Source organism: Herbinix hemicellulosilytica (genome assembly GCF_002904165.1).
GTDB classification, from domain to species: Bacteria; Bacillota; Clostridia; order Lachnospirales; family Lachnospiraceae; genus Mobilitalea; species Mobilitalea hemicellulosilytica.
In genome coordinates, this window is record NZ_CVTD020000008.1 from 463,854 (window position 1) to 481,215 (window position 17,362).

At 35.3% G+C, this 17,362-nt stretch carries 16 protein-coding genes; 11 read left to right on the top strand and 5 right to left on the bottom strand.

Translation table 11 applies throughout. The features are described 5' to 3' along the window. Positions 1–81: 81 nt before the first annotated feature. From HHT355_RS03090 to HHT355_RS03100, 3 genes are all read left to right on the top strand, one after another. Positions 82–1,455, top strand: coding sequence for a S1C family serine protease (locus tag HHT355_RS03090; RefSeq protein WP_103201979.1), 1,374 nt, complete (start codon positions 82–84; stop codon positions 1,453–1,455). A gap of 387 nt (positions 1,456–1,842) precedes the next feature. Then, entirely contained in the window at positions 1,843–2,838 is a 996-nt protein-coding gene (locus HHT355_RS03095; protein ID WP_103201980.1) for an ABC transporter substrate-binding protein, read from the top strand. Positions 2,839–3,218: 380 nt separating this feature from the next. Continuing rightward, a complete protein-coding gene (locus HHT355_RS03100) occupies positions 3,219–3,431 on the top strand; it encodes a hypothetical protein (protein WP_103201981.1) in 213 nt (70 codons plus the stop codon). An 80-nt stretch (positions 3,432–3,511) separates the two neighbouring features. Here the strand turns inward: HHT355_RS03100 and HHT355_RS03105 are convergent, their stop codons facing one another. Further along, positions 3,512–3,802 carry a DUF4366 domain-containing protein gene (locus HHT355_RS03105; protein ID WP_103201982.1) on the bottom strand — a complete coding sequence of 97 codons (291 nt, stop codon included), beginning with the start codon at positions 3,800–3,802 and terminating at the stop codon, positions 3,512–3,514. A gap of 218 nt (positions 3,803–4,020) precedes the next feature. Next, the gene (pcrA, locus tag HHT355_RS03110) at positions 4,021–6,291 is read right to left on the bottom strand and encodes a DNA helicase PcrA (protein ID WP_103201983.1); all 2,271 of its coding nucleotides are present in this window, start codon (positions 6,289–6,291) and stop codon (positions 4,021–4,023) included. Between the two features lie 283 nt (positions 6,292–6,574). On the opposite strand from pcrA, the gene HHT355_RS03115 reads away from it, so the two are divergent. After that, complete coding sequence (locus HHT355_RS03115; protein WP_103201984.1) at positions 6,575–7,246, top strand: DUF1836 domain-containing protein; 672 nt, start codon at positions 6,575–6,577, stop codon at positions 7,244–7,246. 203 nt (positions 7,247–7,449) lie between these two features. On the opposite strand, the gene HHT355_RS03120 is transcribed toward HHT355_RS03115, so the two are convergent. Both HHT355_RS03120 and HHT355_RS03125 read right to left on the bottom strand, forming a co-directional pair. Further along, on the bottom strand, positions 7,450–7,764 hold the full coding sequence (locus HHT355_RS03120) for a YerC/YecD family TrpR-related protein (RefSeq protein ID WP_103201985.1): 315 nt from the start codon (positions 7,762–7,764) through the stop codon (positions 7,450–7,452). Positions 7,765–7,868: 104 nt separating this feature from the next. Then, positions 7,869–8,063, bottom strand: a complete 195-nt coding sequence (locus HHT355_RS03125; protein ID WP_103201986.1) for a hypothetical protein — start codon at positions 8,061–8,063, stop codon at positions 7,869–7,871. Between the two features lie 229 nt (positions 8,064–8,292). Here HHT355_RS03125 and HHT355_RS03130 point away from each other — a divergent pair, with 229 nt between their 5' ends. The 7 genes from HHT355_RS03130 (at position 8,293) to HHT355_RS03160 (ending at position 16,209) form a co-directional block, all read left to right on the top strand. Next, positions 8,293–9,927 carry an immunoglobulin-like domain-containing protein gene (locus HHT355_RS03130; RefSeq protein WP_103201987.1) on the top strand — a complete coding sequence of 545 codons (1,635 nt, stop codon included), beginning with the start codon at positions 8,293–8,295 and terminating at the stop codon, positions 9,925–9,927. 99 nt (positions 9,928–10,026) lie between these two features. Continuing rightward, positions 10,027–10,746 (top strand): cysteate racemase, encoded by a 720-nt coding sequence (gene cuyB / locus HHT355_RS03135; protein ID WP_103201988.1) that lies wholly within the window; start codon positions 10,027–10,029, stop codon positions 10,744–10,746. A gap of 96 nt (positions 10,747–10,842) precedes the next feature. Next, positions 10,843–12,348 (top strand): amino acid adenylation domain-containing protein, encoded by a 1,506-nt coding sequence (locus tag HHT355_RS03140; protein WP_103201989.1) that lies wholly within the window; start codon positions 10,843–10,845, stop codon positions 12,346–12,348. Positions 12,349–12,480: 132 nt separating this feature from the next. After that, positions 12,481–12,711: an acyl carrier protein gene (locus tag HHT355_RS03145; protein ID WP_103201990.1), complete on the top strand. Its 231-nt coding sequence runs from the start codon at positions 12,481–12,483 to the stop codon at positions 12,709–12,711. Between the two features lie 11 nt (positions 12,712–12,722). Beyond that, entirely contained in the window at positions 12,723–14,315 is a 1,593-nt protein-coding gene (locus HHT355_RS03150) for an MBOAT family O-acyltransferase (protein WP_103201991.1), read from the top strand. Positions 14,316–14,365: 50 nt separating this feature from the next. Continuing rightward, entirely contained in the window at positions 14,366–15,445 is a 1,080-nt protein-coding gene (locus HHT355_RS03155) for an SGNH/GDSL hydrolase family protein (RefSeq protein WP_103201992.1), read from the top strand. 206 nt (positions 15,446–15,651) lie between these two features. Continuing rightward, positions 15,652–16,209, top strand: coding sequence for a hypothetical protein (locus HHT355_RS03160; protein ID WP_103201993.1), 558 nt, complete (start codon positions 15,652–15,654; stop codon positions 16,207–16,209). Positions 16,210–16,311: 102 nt separating this feature from the next. On the opposite strand, the gene HHT355_RS03165 is transcribed toward HHT355_RS03160, so the two are convergent. Then, complete coding sequence (locus HHT355_RS03165) at positions 16,312–17,346, bottom strand: DUF2804 domain-containing protein (RefSeq protein WP_103201994.1); 1,035 nt, start codon at positions 17,344–17,346, stop codon at positions 16,312–16,314. Positions 17,347–17,362: the final 16 nt, after the last annotated feature.

Below are 17,362 nucleotides of genomic sequence, written 5' to 3' on the forward strand. Positions count from 1 at the left end.
AAATCTAATCACAAAGTAAACATAAATAGCTGTTAGAATAACATACATAAAGGTGGTTAGGATTTTGAAGGAGGAAAAAATATGAACGATAATTACAATAATGATAATTATAATAATGATAATTATAACAATGATAATTATAATATAAATAATCATGACAGTAACGAAAATTGGCGGATGGCAGAAGACAGCCCTAACCGGATTTATCCGACACCGGAGGTAAAGGATAAAGGTAAAAAGGAAAAAGGAAAGTTTAAAAAACTTATATGGTTTATGGCAGCAGCCCTTATTTTCGGTATAGTTGCCGGTATCGCAGTTACAGGATATCATTATTTTTTCCTTGGCGGCAGAGATTATATGAAGATGTCAGAACAGGACAAGGATGAAATTGAAGACAGTGGCCTTTCAGAGGAGTCAGACACCGACAAGGCGATTTATACGGACAGCAAGATAGACGGTTTAATTTCCGATGTTTCAGATATAGTGGACAAGGTTATGCCTGCCATAGTTTCAATTAATGCAACAGATATTATTACCAGTTATGATATATTCTTTGGCAGAAGATTTAATGAACCTGTGGTCGGAAGCGGTTCGGGCATAATTATAGGCCAAAGTGATTCACACATTTTGATAGTTACCAACAATCATGTAGTAAATGAAGCTGAAAAAATAGAAATAGTTTTCGCTGACGACAGCAAGGCTGAAGCAAGTATAAAAGGTACCGATTCTAACAGCGATCTTGCTGTTTTGGAAGTAGCAATAGAAGACTTGTCGGCAGAAACTTTAAACTCAATTAAGGTTGCCCGTTTGGGAAATTCGAATAATTTAAAAGCCGGTGAAATGGTAATAGCCATTGGCAATGCTTTGGGATATGGACAATCTGTGACTGTGGGATATATCAGTGCCCTTGAGCGTGAGCTTAATGTCCAGGGTTTTAAAATGAAACTGATACAGACCGATGCGGCCATAAATCCGGGAAACAGTGGCGGAGCTTTACTAAATATTTACGGTGAAGTAATAGGAATTAATTCGATTAAACTGGCAGACACAAAAGTGGAAGGAATGGGCTATGCTATTCCTATATCGGATGCAATCCCCATGATTAACTTGCTTATGAACAACAAAGTTCTGGAAGTTTCAGAAATGGGCTTTTTGGGAATAAATGTTGAAACTGCACAAAATGTGACCGAAGATTTATCAAAAATATATAATATACCTGTAGGAATATTTATTAATGATGTCGTCAAAGATTCACCTGCAGAAAAGGCAGGATTAAAACCCGGCCATATAATAGTAGGTTTTGATGATATAAAGATAGAAACTATCGATGATTTATTGAATGTACTTACTTATTCAAGGCCCGGCGATGAAGTGGTAATTAAAATAAAAGAACTGAATAACGGCCAATATGAAGAAAGAGAATTGAATGTCGTTCTGGGTAAAAGACCTGAATAACAAACGGGGCATTAAAATTTAAAGATGAAGTAATGTTGCGGCAAAAACTGGGTTGTCGCACAACTTGATAAAGAGGATATAAAGAGGATATAGATATAACCAAACCAGTGCATTGCAGTTATATCTATATCCTCTTTAATTATGCAATCAGCGCTCCAGCAGTAAAATAGAACACCCCAATAAACGCTTGACCAGTTTAGTTCATTTATATTTTTATTTAATGAATTTATGAAATATTTTAATCCTCCATATATATTCAATTATTTATGAGAAATTTGAGGTGAAAACCTTAATATAAATTTATCGGGATTATTTATTTGGTATGAAATGGTACCAGATATTTAATTTTGCATATAGTAGATAGAAGAAAATTTTTAGGGAGGATAAATGAAAAGAAAGTTTATTATAGTACTGGCTCTTGTTTTTTTGGCAGTACTTACGATGGCGGGATGTAAAAAGGAAGACGAGCTGATTGAAATTACTCTAAATGAAGTAGCACACTCCATTTTTTATGCTCCAATGTATGTGGCTTTTGAAGAAGGATATTTTGAAGAAGAAGGGCTAAAGGTTAATCTGGTAAACGGGCTGGGCGCCGATAAGACTATGACAGCACTGCTTTCAGGTGAATGTGAAATTGGATTTATGGGAGCCGAAGCTTCAATCTATGTTTATAATCAGGGTGCGGAAGATTATGTAGTAAACTTTGCGCAGCTGACACAGCGGGCCGGTAATTTCCTGGTATCAAGAGACTTAAATGAGGATTTTAAGTGGGAAAACTTAAAAGGTAAGACTGTTTTGGGCGGGCGTAAAGGCGGAATGCCCCAAATGGTATTTGAGTATATACTTAAGAATAAAGGTATAGATCCTCAAAAAGACCTTAATATCATCCAGAATATAGATTTTGGTCTTACTTCCCAGGCTTTTGCATCGGGCCAGGGAGATTATACTATTGAGTTTGAACCTGCTGCTACAGCACTGGAGCTTGAAGGTGTAGGCAAAGTGGTAGCTTCCCTCGGTATAGAAAGCGGAAAAGTACCGTATACCTCATTTTCTGCCCGCAAAAGTTATATAGAAAAGCATCCGGATATAATCCAGAAGTTTACCAATGCAATTCAAAAAGGCATGGATTATGTTCAAAGCCATACTCCCGAAGAAATTGCAAAAGCCATATCCGGACAGTTTAAAGAGACTGATGAGAAGACACTTGTATTGCTGGTAACAAGATATTACGAACAGGAAACATGGAAAGAAAACTTAATATTTGAAGAGGAAAGCCTTGACCTGCTGCAGGATATTCTGGAGTTGGCGGGAGAGCTGGATAAAAGGGTTCCTTATGAAAGCATTGTAACTACAGAGTTTGCTAAGAATGCATTGAGCAAATAAAATATTAAAAGACAATATATAATGCAAATCTGTTAGATAAGAATGCACAAAATTTATTTATTATGTAATTTCCAACTATCTTTAACTTTATATGATACCTCTTAAGCTGATAGGATGAATCCTTATTGCTTAGGAGGTATTATTTATAATAATATATATTTTTTAACTAATTATAGTAACTATCTTTATCTTAATATGGCGGTTAACAATAATTTATAGACTTGACATCAATGTATAATATTGATAGCATAAACAAATATATACTATAAATGGAATAAAATGAAATTATATAATTATGAAATTATGAAAAGTTGACTGTAATTGTGATTAAAAGGTGAATTTAATGAAATGGTTTGAAGCTGATAAAAGGGATAGGAATAATGAAAAGAAGAAAAGTAAGTAATTTGCTTATATTATGTAGTTTCCTTTTGGTATTAGGATTTATAATTAAAATTCTCGTTCATGGTTTATTAAATACGCTTAATCAGGAAAAATGGTTATTTAGTACACTTGAGTGTATTTTACCGGCAATTATCCTTATGATAGTTGGGTTTTATTTAAGAAGACATGATAAAAGCCAAAAAAAAGATTAGAAATAAAAAAGAATCACAATCGATTTTAAACAACTGACAGGAAATAAAATCGACGGTGATTCTTTATATTGGGTACTTAATTATTCTTCGGTAGTATCATCCTGTTCGGTTTCAACTACATCAGCTTCATCATCTTCATAATCATCTTCGTCATCAAAGTCGTCTTCATATTCGTCAAAGTCATCATCAAAATCATCCAGATAGTTAGGATTCAAATACCTGTAAACAGCATAAGCAATGGCTGCAACTGCCGCTATAGCACCGATAACAGCAAGAATACAGATGATAGGATTTCTCTTTTTTTCGGGTTTTCTATGCATAAGTTCTCCTATCTTAATTGCACTTAAAAACTCATCTAATTTATTTCCCATGGCAGCACTTCCTTTCTGGTTTATTATATGACTAACTGCTTATAAACAGTATAACATAATAATGGATTAATTACTATATATTATAATTTGTAATCGGCAATCTTTTTATTCAGTAAAAGTTTATCCTCAAATACTATTGATTAGTGATTCTATTACAAATTTAATTTATATAGTTTTTTAATTATTAAAAATTAATTTTATTTTTTCTTGACTAAAAGTTAGTCTACCTTTGTAAGATTGGCAAACGATGCCATAAGTTTTTTAACTCCAAATCTGGGAAAATCCACGGTAACTTCATAATCTTTACCGCCCGCAACAATATTTGTAACGATACCGGTTCCAAATTTGACATGTTTTACAGTATCGCCGATACCATAATCTATGGTGCCTAAATTACTGCCGCCAAAATTCTTTGGTTCGGGAGTAACAAAAGGTTTGTAGTGGGTTTGGGACAGATGATAAGCGGAAGTTTGTCCGGATTCTTTTGAAAAATCATCATCTGCAAATTTATATACAGTTTTTTTGTCGGGCGAAGTAATTTTCAGTAGATGTCTTGGTATCTCATGAATGAAGCGGGAGGGTTTATTATAGTGCATTTCACCGCGAAACATCCGGAATTTTGCTGCCGAAAGGGAAAGACGTTTTTGGGCTCTGGTTATACCCACATAGCAAAGCCTGCGTTCTTCTTCAATCTCTTCTTCTGGATTTTCCGCATTTATAGCCATATAGCCGGGGAAGGTGCCTTCCTCCATACCGCAGATATATACATACGGAAATTCCAGGCCTTTGGCACTGTGAAGAGTCATAAGTACAATATTATCCTTGCTTTCGTCCATACTGTCTATATCGGAAACAAGGGAAACCTCTTCCAAAAATCCGTTCAAAGTGGGAATTTCAGCAGTTTCTACATATGATACCAGTTTGTTTTTGAGTTCATAAATATTGTCTATTCTTTCTTCGGCTTCTTGTGTGCCTTCTTCTTCCAGCTCTTTTAAATAACCGGTTGCATTAAGGATATCATCGATTATTCCTGTCAGATCATAGCTGTCACTGTTTATACTTGAGCGAAGGCCTTCAATAAGGCTGACAAAAGGCTCTATTTTTGATGCAGTACGCTCAAGCCCAGGAATTTGCCTTGCTCTTACCAAAGCTTCATAAAAGCTGATATCGTTTAAAACGGCATAATCATTCACCTTGTCAATGGTTGCAAGACCAATTCCTCTGCGGGGGACATTAATAATTCTTTTTACCGAAATGTCATCCTTGCCGTTAACTATTGTTTTAAGATACGCAAGGATATCTTTAATTTCCTTACGGGCATAGAAGTTTAAGGCACCAATTATTTTGTAAGGTATGTTTTTAAGGACTAGTTTTTCTTCGAAAATTCTGGACTGGGCATTGGTTCTGTAAAGAATGGCAAAATCGTTATAACTGGCCTGTTTGCTTTCTACAACCCGTTTTATTTCACTGGTTATGCGGTCAGCTTCTTCAAAGTCCGATTCAAAGAGGGTAAATGATACCGGTTCGCCTTCTTCATTGTCGGTCCAAAGGGTTTTTTGTTTACGGCCCTTGTTGTTTGCAATAACTTCATTGGCAGCATTAAGTATGTTTTTAGTTGAGCGGTAATTTTGCTCAAGCTTAATAACTTTAGCATTTGGAAATGCCTGTTCAAAGTTAAGGATATTATATATATTGGCTCCCCGGAATTTATAGATACTCTGGTCGTCATCACCCACTACGCAAATGTTGTATTCCCTTTCACCATACTCGTTTATACCGGAAGCCAAAAGATGAATCAACTTAAACTGTGCGGTATTGGTATCTTGATATTCGTCTACCATTATATAGCGAAATCTGTTCTGATAGTAAGTAAGGGCTTCCTTATCATTCATAAAAAGTTCTACGGTCTTAAAAATCAAATCGTCAAAATCCAAAGCATTGCTTGCCTTAAGCCGTCTTTGATATTCCATGTAAGCGGCGGCGTATTTTCTTTGGGTATAATCATGACCGGCCCTTTTTTCAAATTCTTCGGGTGAGATAAGTTCATCCTTTGCTTTTGATATAGCATTCAATATGCTCTTTTCCGGTATCCTTTTGGTATCTATATCAAGATATTTACATACGTCTCGCATCAATGTTTTTTGATCATCCGTATCATAAATGGTGAAGTTTCGGTCATAACCCAGCCGGTCTATAAACCGCCTTAAAATACGGACACAGGTGGAATGAAAGGTGCTTACCCAGATGTTTTCCGCACCGGCGCCGACAATTTTATCCACCCGTTCCCTCATTTCGTTTGCTGCCTTATTGGTAAAGGTAATGGCAAGGATATTCCAGGGATTTACGTTTCTGTGTTCAATCAGGTATGCAATCCTGTAAGTTAAGACCCTGGTTTTTCCTGATCCTGCTCCTGCCAGGATAAGAAGAGGGCCTTTGTCATGCAATACAGCCTTTTTTTGTTCGGGGTTTAATGTATCATATATACTCATAATTTTACCTGCCTGTTTCTAGTTTTGAAATCGATAGAACAGGTTTAGTATAGCATGGCCTCTTCTTAGTTGCAAGTCGGTGGCATTATCCTGTTCAAAATTGCATAAGATACCATGTTATATGGTTGTAATTTAACTAAGCAAATAGCACTCAAAATCAGATTTGCGGATAACTGTTTTATAACATTCAAATAAATTGCTTTAATTTTGTGCTTTTAAATACAGAACTTTTAGCTTTGACATCTAGTATTGGATACTATATAATAAATTTGAGGTGATCGGATTGGAAACGTCAAAAGAGGAGTATATCTCCGGCCTGATAAATAACTTAAAAAAAATGAAATATATAATGCCCGATGATATACCTAACATAGATTTATATATGGATCAGGTTACCACTTTTATGGATAAACACCTGAAATCCTCAAAAAGGTATAGTGAAGATAAACTCCTTACCAAAACAATGATAAATAATTATACGAAGAACAAACTGCTTCCTCCCCCCATAAATAAGAAGTATACAAAGGAGCATATGTTTCTTCTTATATTTATTTATTATTTTAAGAACATACTCACCATAAATGATATTCAAAGCATATTTAATCCCCTGACTAAGAGATTTTATGGTGGAAAATCCGATATAGGGCTGGAAGAAATATATGAAGAGATTTTTGAACTTGAAAATGATTTAACCGATATCCTGACAAAGGATATGGTCCGCAAGATGGCAAAAGCCAAAGAATCTTTTGAGTTTGTAAAAGATTATGACGACCGCGATTTCCTGACATTGTTTGCATTCATTTGTATTCTTTGCTATGATGTTTATATGCGAAAACATGTTATAGAACAGCTTATAGATAATTATCTGAAACCAGAAGCAAAAGCCGAGGGTAAAGAAAACGGTAACAATAAAGTTAAAGGAAAAAGCAGCAATAACAACAGCAAGAAATCTTAAGTTTAATATGCTTTCTTTTAGGTCAAGAGTATATGTAAAAGACACCGAAATATTTAATTGTCTTAAATATAAATAATACCTGCTGTGATTTCTGCATTTATAATCTGTCTAAGACTTCATATGACTGCACAAATCACAGCAGGTGTTTATTTTTGATCATTAATTTTAAGCGATATGTTCTTTATATTAAAAGCCCATCATGACTATTTTTCTGTTTGCTTTTCGGATTTTTTATTTTTCATCCGTGAAAATACCATATCATAACCATCATTACCGTAGTTTAACGAACGGTTTACCCGGCTGATGGTTGCTGTAGAAGCACCGGTCTTTTCTGCTATTTCAAGATATGTTTTTTGATTTCTTAACATTTTAGCAACTTCAAATCTTTGAGATAAAGAAAGAATTTCGTTCACGGTACAAATATCTTCAAAAAAGGTATAACATTCTTCAATATTCTTAAGGCAAAGGATCGCTTCGAACAATTGATCAACAGCCGGTGTTCGTATATTTTTGCTCATCGTCTGGACTCCTTTCTCTCATCCGTTGTGTTTTTCACACAGTATAATTTTATCATTCTGAAGTATTAAAGTAAAGATTTTTTTGCTTTCAAAAAGGAGCCATCTTATTTGTAATATTTCCGGTAATCGTAATAACCGCATTTTCTGCTGGGGCAGCTTAAATAGCCGTCTCTGTAAAGGTTTCTGTATCTGTAATGCCGGTGTAAATCCTTTCTTTCGTGCCGGTAGAAAGGATCGTAAGGGTCGAATCTGTCATAATGTCTTTCACGTCTAAATCCCCAATTTTTGCAGCAACTCATATACGCTCAACTCCTTTTTCTTTTATCATATGCAAAATGATGAAAAAAGGTGAATAATGTCGCAAAAATCAAATAAAGGCATTAATATTATAATTTTATAAAATCAAATTAAATTTCAAATAATATTTTAGGATTAAAAATAGTCATATTGACAATTAATAATTATTAGTTTATTAAACCGGCACATAATGGTAATAATTAGTAATAACCTAATGAATATGGAGGCACCATGAGAAATAGAAGAAGAAAAAGAAAAATACAGGTTTTTCTTATGTTGCTAGACCTATTTGTATTGATACTTGTGATAAGTTTAGCATATATGAAAATGAAACCTGCCGTTGTAAAAGCTGTAACTGTTGAGGCAGGTACAGGCTCTATTAATATTAAAGATTTTCTGACCAATAAACGGAAAAACGGCAGTTTTGTTACAGATATAAATAATATTAATCTGAATATTCCGGGAGCTTATGAAATAAAAATAAAAATTAACGGACGTATTTATAAATCAAAGCTGGAAATTGTAGATACAGTAGCTCCAAAGGCTGATCCGGTTTCGGTTATTGCCTTAAAGGACCAAAAAATAGAAGCAACAGATTTTATTACGAATTTAAGTGATGCAACCGAGGTGACGGTTTCTTTTGAAGCAAAACCCGATACGTCTATTCCGGGAGAAAAGGATGTCAATATAATACTGAAAGATATGGGGAATAACCGCACGGTTATAAGCTCCAAACTGACCGTATTGAATGTAAAAAGTTCCGTACAGGTTGAAGCAGGAACGAAACTTAATATAAAAGCATCGGATTTTGCGGATGACAGCAAATTAAAAGTAAATATTTTATCAGACTTGTCAAAACTTGATATAAGCAAACCGGCAATCCATACTATACAGCTTGAGGTAGACGGTTTGGTTGTGGAATCCAAAATTGAAGTTGTAGATACCACACCACCTAAGGCTGTAGCGCTAGATAAGGAAGTCTGGAAAGGAGATGTTTTGGCTGCTCAGGATTTTGTCACTGATATCAGTGACGCATCAGATGTAAAAGTTACTTTTGCAGAGGAACCCGATTTTGAAACACTGGGGACAAAAGAAATAACAATAATTCTTGAGGATACCTACGGTAATAAATCGGAAGTAAAATCAATGCTTACAGTAAAAGAAGATACTGAGCCTCCCGTATTTTCGGGCATAAAGAATCAAATCGTTTATGTGGGAGATAAGATTTCATATAAAAAAGGAGTCAGTGTAAAAGATAACAAAGATACGGATATAAGTTTTCAGGTAGACTCAAGCAATGTAAACCTTAATAAGGCAGGGACATACAAAGTTTATTATATAGCAGAAGACTCCTCTGGAAATAAAGCAAAAGAAACTGCAACCATTACGGTTTTGCCTCTTACCGTAACCGAGGAAATGCTCAATGAAAAAGTGGATAAAATCCTTGCAAAGATTATGAAGGAAGGTATGACAAAAAGGGAGATAGCATGGGAAATATATCAATGGGTTAAGAAAAATGTAGTTTACACCGGTTACTCCGACAAATCAGACTGGAGAAAAGAAGCTTATAGAGGTATAGTAACCGGAATGGGAGATTGCTTTACTTATTATGCGATATCCGAAGCACTTCTTACAAGGGCAGGAATTGATAATATGCGGGTAACCAGAGTCGGAGGAAAGACAGAGCATTTTTGGAATCTGATTAATTGCGGCGACGGCTGGTATCATTTTGATTCGTGCCCGAATAAGGATAAGCGGCAAACTTTTATGCTTACGGATGCGGAAGTGGAAGAATTAACGAGGCTAAGAGGAAACAATTATTATACCTTCGATAAATCCTTATATCCGAGGACACCTGAAAAATAAGCCCGGGTATAATTGATTGGTATCAACCATATATATAATTTATCGGAATATTCGTAAATAAATATTTATTAAATACCAATAAGTCGGGAAGGGAAGCATATGCCGAAAAGATTGGGTGTTATAGGCGGTTTGGGACCGCTTGCAACTGCTTATTTTTATGAACTGATTTGCCGGATGACTGATGCCGGTAAAGATCAGGAACATCTGGATATGGTTATAATCGGCAAGTCCTCAATTCCTGACAGGACAGAATATATACTTGGCAAAAGCAGCGACAGCCCCATGCCCCAAATTAAGGAATCCGCAAAAACACTTGAAATAATGGGTGTGGACTATATTGCAATACCATGTATAACTGCCCATTATTTTTACAGGGAAATTTCAGAAAGCATTAAGGTCCCAATAGTTCACATTATAAAAGAAACCGTTAGGTATTTAAAAGAACGGGGGATAAAAAATGCGGGAATAATGGCTACGGAAGGAACCATAAAAAGCAACCTGTTCCAAAAAGAATTGCATGAAAATGGTATTAATCCTGTTATTCCTTCAAAAAATGGGCAAGAATATATTTCAGACATAATTTATAAAAATGTAAAAGCCGGAATGCCGGTAGATATGGTGCAGTTTAAAAAAGCAAGCGATGAACTGTTAAATAAGGGAGCCGATGTGATTATCTTAGGGTGTACAGAGCTTTCACTGGTAAAGCGGACGGCCGATATCGGCCCGGGTTTTATCGATGCCCTGGAAGTACTTGCCATGTGCTGCATAAATAAATGTGAAAGACCTGTAAGAAAGGAATTTTCAAATCTCATAACATAATTTAATTTATACAGGTTTTGAAATAATAAAAGAATCATTATTTAGTTATTTAAAACTTACTTAAAAATTACCGTATAAACAGGAAGGTAACAGGTTATGCAAACCAATGTACTGGAATATCTGGAAAATATAATAGGAAAAGTGCCTGATAAAATCGCTTATGCCGATGATACAAATGAGGTTACATTTAAAGAAGTATATAATAATTCAAGGGCTATAGGAACATATCTTTATAAGATGGGACATTACAAAGAACCTATAATGGTGTTTATGGGTAAACACCCAAGCACCATAATAACATTTTACGGAGTTATTTATGCCGGATGTTTTTATGTCCCTATAGATGAAGAAATGCCAAGGCACCGGATTGAACTGATTTTCGAAAATGTCAAACCGAGAGCCGTTATATGTGACCATAAAACCGTTAAGGTTATGGAGACTTTTGATTATAAAGGGAATGTATATCTTTATGATGAGATAATTAAGACAAGCCCGAATGAGAAAGTGTTAAACCTCGTAAGAGAAAAACAGATAGATACCGATCCCATATATATTGTGTTTACATCGGGCTCAACGGGGATTCCGAAAGGGGTTGTAGCCTGCCACAGGTCGGTTATCGATTATATAGATAATCTTACGGCAGTGCTTAAAATTGACGAGAATGCAATTTTCGGTAATCAGACACCCCTGTATGTGGATGCTTGCCTTAAGGAATTGTATTCCACTTTGAAATTCGGGGCTACCACCTATATAATTCCGAAACATTTATTTATGTTTCCGTTAAAGCTTGTGGAATTTATGAATGAAAAGAAGATCAACACCATTTGCTGGGTGGTTTCCGCCCTTACCATAATCTCATCTTTCGGTACGTTTGAAAAAGCGGTTCCTAAATATTTAAAAACCGTGGCATTCGGCAGCGAAGTGTTTCCCATAAAGCAGTTTAAACTTTGGAGAAAGTATCTTCCTGATGCCAGGTTTATAAACTTATACGGGCCTACAGAGTGTACAGGAATGTCCTGCTATTACGAAGTGGACAGGGATTTTGAACTTGATGAAGCTATCCCTATAGGACGGCCCTTTAAGAATACGGACATAATACTTCTAAACGAAGAAGATAAGCCGGCAAAGGAAGGCGAAGTGGGAGAGATTTGCATCCGGGGGACCTCACTTACCCTCGGATATTACAACAATTTTGAAAAGACTTCGGAAGTATTTGTCCAAAACCCCTTAAACAATTCCTATCCTGAGCTTATTTACAGAACAGGGGATTTGGGAAAATACAACGAACGGGGCGAGCTGGTCTTTGTGTCCAGAAAAGATAATCAGATAAAACATATGGGACACAGGATAGAACTGGGAGAGATTGAAACGGTGGCAAATATGCATCCGGAGATTAAATCGGCATGCTGCATATTTGATGATGTATCAAAAAAGATTATTCTGTATTATGTCGGGGATATTTCCGAAGCAGATGTGGCAACTTATATGAAGGACAAGCTTCCCAGATATATGATACCAAACCTGACAAAAAAACTTGACAGAATGCCCCTTACGGCAAACGGGAAAATAGACCGGGTACTGCTAAAAAGCTTAAATAAATAAATTTTTCATAAATAATGTTTAAAAGTTTGCATTTATATTAAGAATTGATTATGGGTGTAACTATAAGAATTAATTAGGGAATATTTTTGTTTTCCAATAAAATTAAAAATAATGAATAACAGGAGAAATGATATGGAAAAAGTAATTGAAATTTTAAAGAGCTTACATCCTGATGTTGACTTTGAAAACTGCACAACATTAATAGACGATAAAATTATCGATTCATTTGATATTGTTACCCTTATATCGGAATTAAGTGATGAATTTGATGTAAATATTCCGGTAGAAGAGATTGTACCGGAGAATTTTAACTCCGCAAAAGCTATATATGAGCTTATTAAAAGGCTTCAGGAGGATGAATAACAAGAGTATTTATGCTGTTTACATCGTTTGAATTTATTCTATTTGCAACCGTACTGTTTGTACTTTATTATATAATACCCAAAAAACTTCAATGGATGCTGCTTCTTGCGGCAAGCTATGTATTTTACGCCTTTGCGGGAGTTAAATATCTGGTATATATCCTGGCTACTACCGTATCAACCTATTTTACAGGCCAAAGGATAGGAAAACTTCAGAAAATCGGATATGAGTACATTAAAATCAATAAAGAAACTCTCTCAAGAGAAGAAAGAAAGGCCTATAAGGAAAAGATTAAGAAAAAGCAAAGATACTGGCTTGCTTTTTGTCTGGTGCTCAATTTCGGAATACTGGCGGTAATTAAGTATTACAATTTTACAGTCCTTAATATAAATTCTGTATTTGACTTACTTAAAATTAATGTAAATATACCGACTTTAGGTTTTGTCCTGCCCCTGGGTATATCATTTTATACGTTTCAGACCATGGGGTATATTATTGATGTTTACAGGGAAAAGTATGCTCCTCAGAAAAATATGTTCAGACTGGCCTTGTTTGTATCATTCTTTCCTCAGCTAATCCAGGGACCTATAAACCGTTATGATGATTTGGAAAAAACCTTGTTCGGGCCTCACAAGTTTGTTTCTAAAAAAGTATCTTTTGGCCTGCAAAGGATACTTTGGGGCTATTTTAAGAAACTGGTGGTTGCGGACAGGCTTCTTATTGCAGTTAATACCATTGTAAAAAATCCCGACGAATACCAAGGGGTATATGTGCTTCTTGGCATGTTCTTTTATGCCATAGAACTTTATGCGGATTTTACCGGAGGTATAGATATAGCTATAGGTGTGGCCGAAGTCTTAGGAATCCGAATGGCAGAAAACTTCGAGCGGCCCTATTTTTCAAAATCTATTACCGAATACTGGAGAAGATGGCATATTACACTGGGTACCTGGTTTAAGGATTATCTGTTTTTGCCCATATCGGTCAGCAAGTCTATGCTTAATCTTTCAAAGAAATGCAGAAAGCTTTTTGGGGATTCCATAGGAAAAAGAATACCGGTATATATTTCTACAATAGTAGTATGGTTTACAACCGGTATCTGGCACGGGGCTGCCTGGAATTTTATAGTCTGGGGACTTTTAAATGCCCTGGTTATTCTGATATCCCAGGAGTGTATTCCTCTATACAACAGATTTCATAAACGATTTAATGTAAGCGGGACCTTCTGGTATCGCCTGTTCCAGGTAGGACGGACTTTTTGGCTTATGAGTTTTCTTAGGACTTTGGACTGTTACAGGAATGTGCCTACGACATTCAGGATGTACGGTACCATATTTACAAAATGGAACTGGCATGAACTGTTTAACGGAAAATTTGCTTCCCTGGGCCTTGGTATTTCTGATTATATAATATTGACTCTGGCAGTTTTGCTGATACTTTATGTAAGCCTGGCTTCAAGAGCAGGATCATTTAGGGAAAAGCTTTCCAAAAAACCTTTAATTGTAAGGTATTTGTCTTATTTTGGCCTTATTATATCTATACTGATTTTTGGAGCATATGGAATAGGATATGATTCCAGCCAGTTTATTTACAGTCAGTTCTGAAAATAATATTAATAAACGGATGTGCTTTTACGGAAAGGCGGGATCAGAAGATGCTAAAAAAGATCCTGATAAATGTTTTTTCTTTTGTTATATTGGTCGGAGTATTATTTTTTCTTCAGGAGTTATTTATGCCCAAATATATGACTGAGATTCCTGAAGGAAATTTAATAGAAGAGTATTATAAGGAAGAAAAAAAGCATGACGTAATTTTTATCGGGGACTGTGAGGTTTTCTCCAACATTTCCCCTGTTACCTTATGGGAAAAATACGGAATAACAAGCTACATAAGAGGAAGTGCGCAGCAGCTTATCTGGCAGTCCTATTATTTGCTGGAGGAAACCTTAAGATATGAAAAACCAAAAGTGGTTGTCTACAATGTCCTCGCCATGAAATACAACGAACCTCAAAAAGAAGCTTATAACAGACTGACTTTGGACGGTATGAAATTATCCGGCTCAAAAATCAAGGCGATTAAAGCTTCTATGACAGAGGGCGAAGACTTTATTAGCTATATCTTTCCTTTGCTTAGATATCATTCCAGATGGAATGATCTTAAGGCTGAAGATTTTAAATATCTATTCGGTAAAAAAAAGGTTTCTCATAACGGATACCTGATGAGAATAGACGTAAAGCCTGTGGGTTATATTCCTAAGGGCAGAGTGCTGGCTGATTATAGATTTGGGGAAAACAGCTACTATTATCTTGAGAAGATGACTAAGCTTTGCAAGGAAAATGATATAGAACTGATATTAATTAAATCGCCAAGTGTTTATCCCTACTGGTATCCGGAGTGGGATCAGCAGATGAAAGATTATGCGAAAAAGAATAATCTTACTTATATTAATTTCCTAGAGCTGGCAGATGAAATCGGAATTGATTATCAAAAGGATACATTTGACGGAGGTTTACATTTAAATCTCTCCGGAGCAGAAAAATTCACCACATACTTTGGTGAAATATTAAGCAAAGACTTTAATCTGCCTGACCACAGGAACGAGGAGGAATATCAAAGGATTTGGCAGGATAAGGTTAAGTTTTATTATGCCATGAAAAAAGACCAGGAAAGGGAACTTAGAGAATACGGATATTTAAAAAGTTATGGGGCAGTAGCCCAGACTATAGAAGAATAGGTATATGAGATAAATCAGAGTTAAATGAATATTGCTTATGATATAAAAGTCTGTTTAAATAGGAAGAACAGTAAAATAAGAGGCGTGAATGCCTGGCTTATGAACTAATGAATTTATATCATATTTGATAATTTATATTTAATTTATAGATAAGGACATGTAGTTTTTTCTATAAATCAAAATTATTTAAAGACAGGTGAATTATTATGAGAAAAATATTGCTTTTATTAATTTTAATATCAGTGATATTGGGAGGTTGCGGTACAAAAGACAATTCATCAGATGTTAACGGAAATGACAAAAAAACTGCTGAAGAAGTGCAGACTGATGAAAAGCAAAATGAGCAGCAGGAACCTTCAGGATATGCCTTTGAATATAACGGAGTAACAATTTATATGAACACGGATGTAAAATCTGTAATAGACAAATTGGGAGACCCTTTAAATTATTTTGAAGCCGAAAGCTGCGCCTTTAAAGGGCTTGATAAATTTTACACATACCCGGGATTTGAAATTACAACTTATCCTATGAACGGGAAAGATTATATATCTTCTGTTAATTTAATGGATGATACGGTAAGCACACCGGAAGGGATTTATCTGGGATCGACGGTTGATGATATGATAGCTGCCTATGGGGATAACTATACGGAGTCATCCGGATCATATACTTATATTAAAGATGATTCAAAAATTCAGTTTATTGTAAAGGACGATGAAATAATTTCTATAACATATCTGGCAATAGTGGAAGGACTGGAATAAGAACTGTAAGTAAATTATAAAGCTCTTAATCTGATGGGGACTGACATGTCCGAATTCGGATTAAGAGCTATTTAATTAATTATTTAAGCAAAAAAGAACATATTACCATCGGTTTTGTGTTCTTTGAGCAAACCCAAGAATTTCTTTAAGGTATATAACAGTCCCGTCATCAAGGATGGCCCTGCCTGTAAATTTACCGAATACCTGATGGCGATTAAGGGAAAACGGGAAAGGAAATAAAGGAAATTGTAAACTACGGTCAATAATAGGTATAAATACCATATCTATTCGGCTGTCAGAGGAAGTAATTATCCAGGGTTTAAGATAATCATATCCGTTCTTTTTATCTTTGGGTATATGAAAGGATACATTTTCAAGCTTGCTTGATGTTCCGTCAAAAATGATCATATTTTCCGTAGCATAGGAAGAATCACTAAGTCCGCAGCCTAAATTGAAAGCAAAGATTTTGCCATGAATTTTACCTGCTGCCGAACTCCAATACCAGGTTGTCTTATAGGGCAATACCCCACGCACCCAGTTAATGACTGCAAAAGAATTTGCCGGTGAAAAACCGTAATTAACATTTCTGTACTTTACATAGCCGGATGCTCTCATACCAAATATTTTTCTGTTATAGATAAAGTTATTGCTGCTTTCGTCAAACGGCGCTGCGATAACCATAGAATCATTAGGTTCGTTAAAAAGAATCAAGGAAATATCCAAATCTGTTTCCTTTTTAAGATTATATTTTTTCAGTATAAGAATACGGACGGAATTTTCAATTTTTACGCATAAACGGATGAATTTATCTTTGTATATAATGCTGCCCCTTGCGGAATCTTTAGGAAGCTTAAATTTTTTTGGAGAAATTCTTATTGTATTTTTATTGATAATCTTTTTTTCTTTTATGTCAACAATTGAAACACATATAAAAACCAGGTTTAAACTTTTAGCGACAGTTAGATTTAGGGCATAATTTTTATTATAAACCAGATAATAATCCCATTCTTTTAGGCGATGCTTTTTCTTTACGAATTTTTTAGTATATCTAAGAAGCGGCCTTTTGGCATATCCTTTCTGGACTAATTTACCCTTATTATCAAGCAACATGGACGGTCTTGTGATTTCCAGCTGCATTATTATCCCCCAAAAA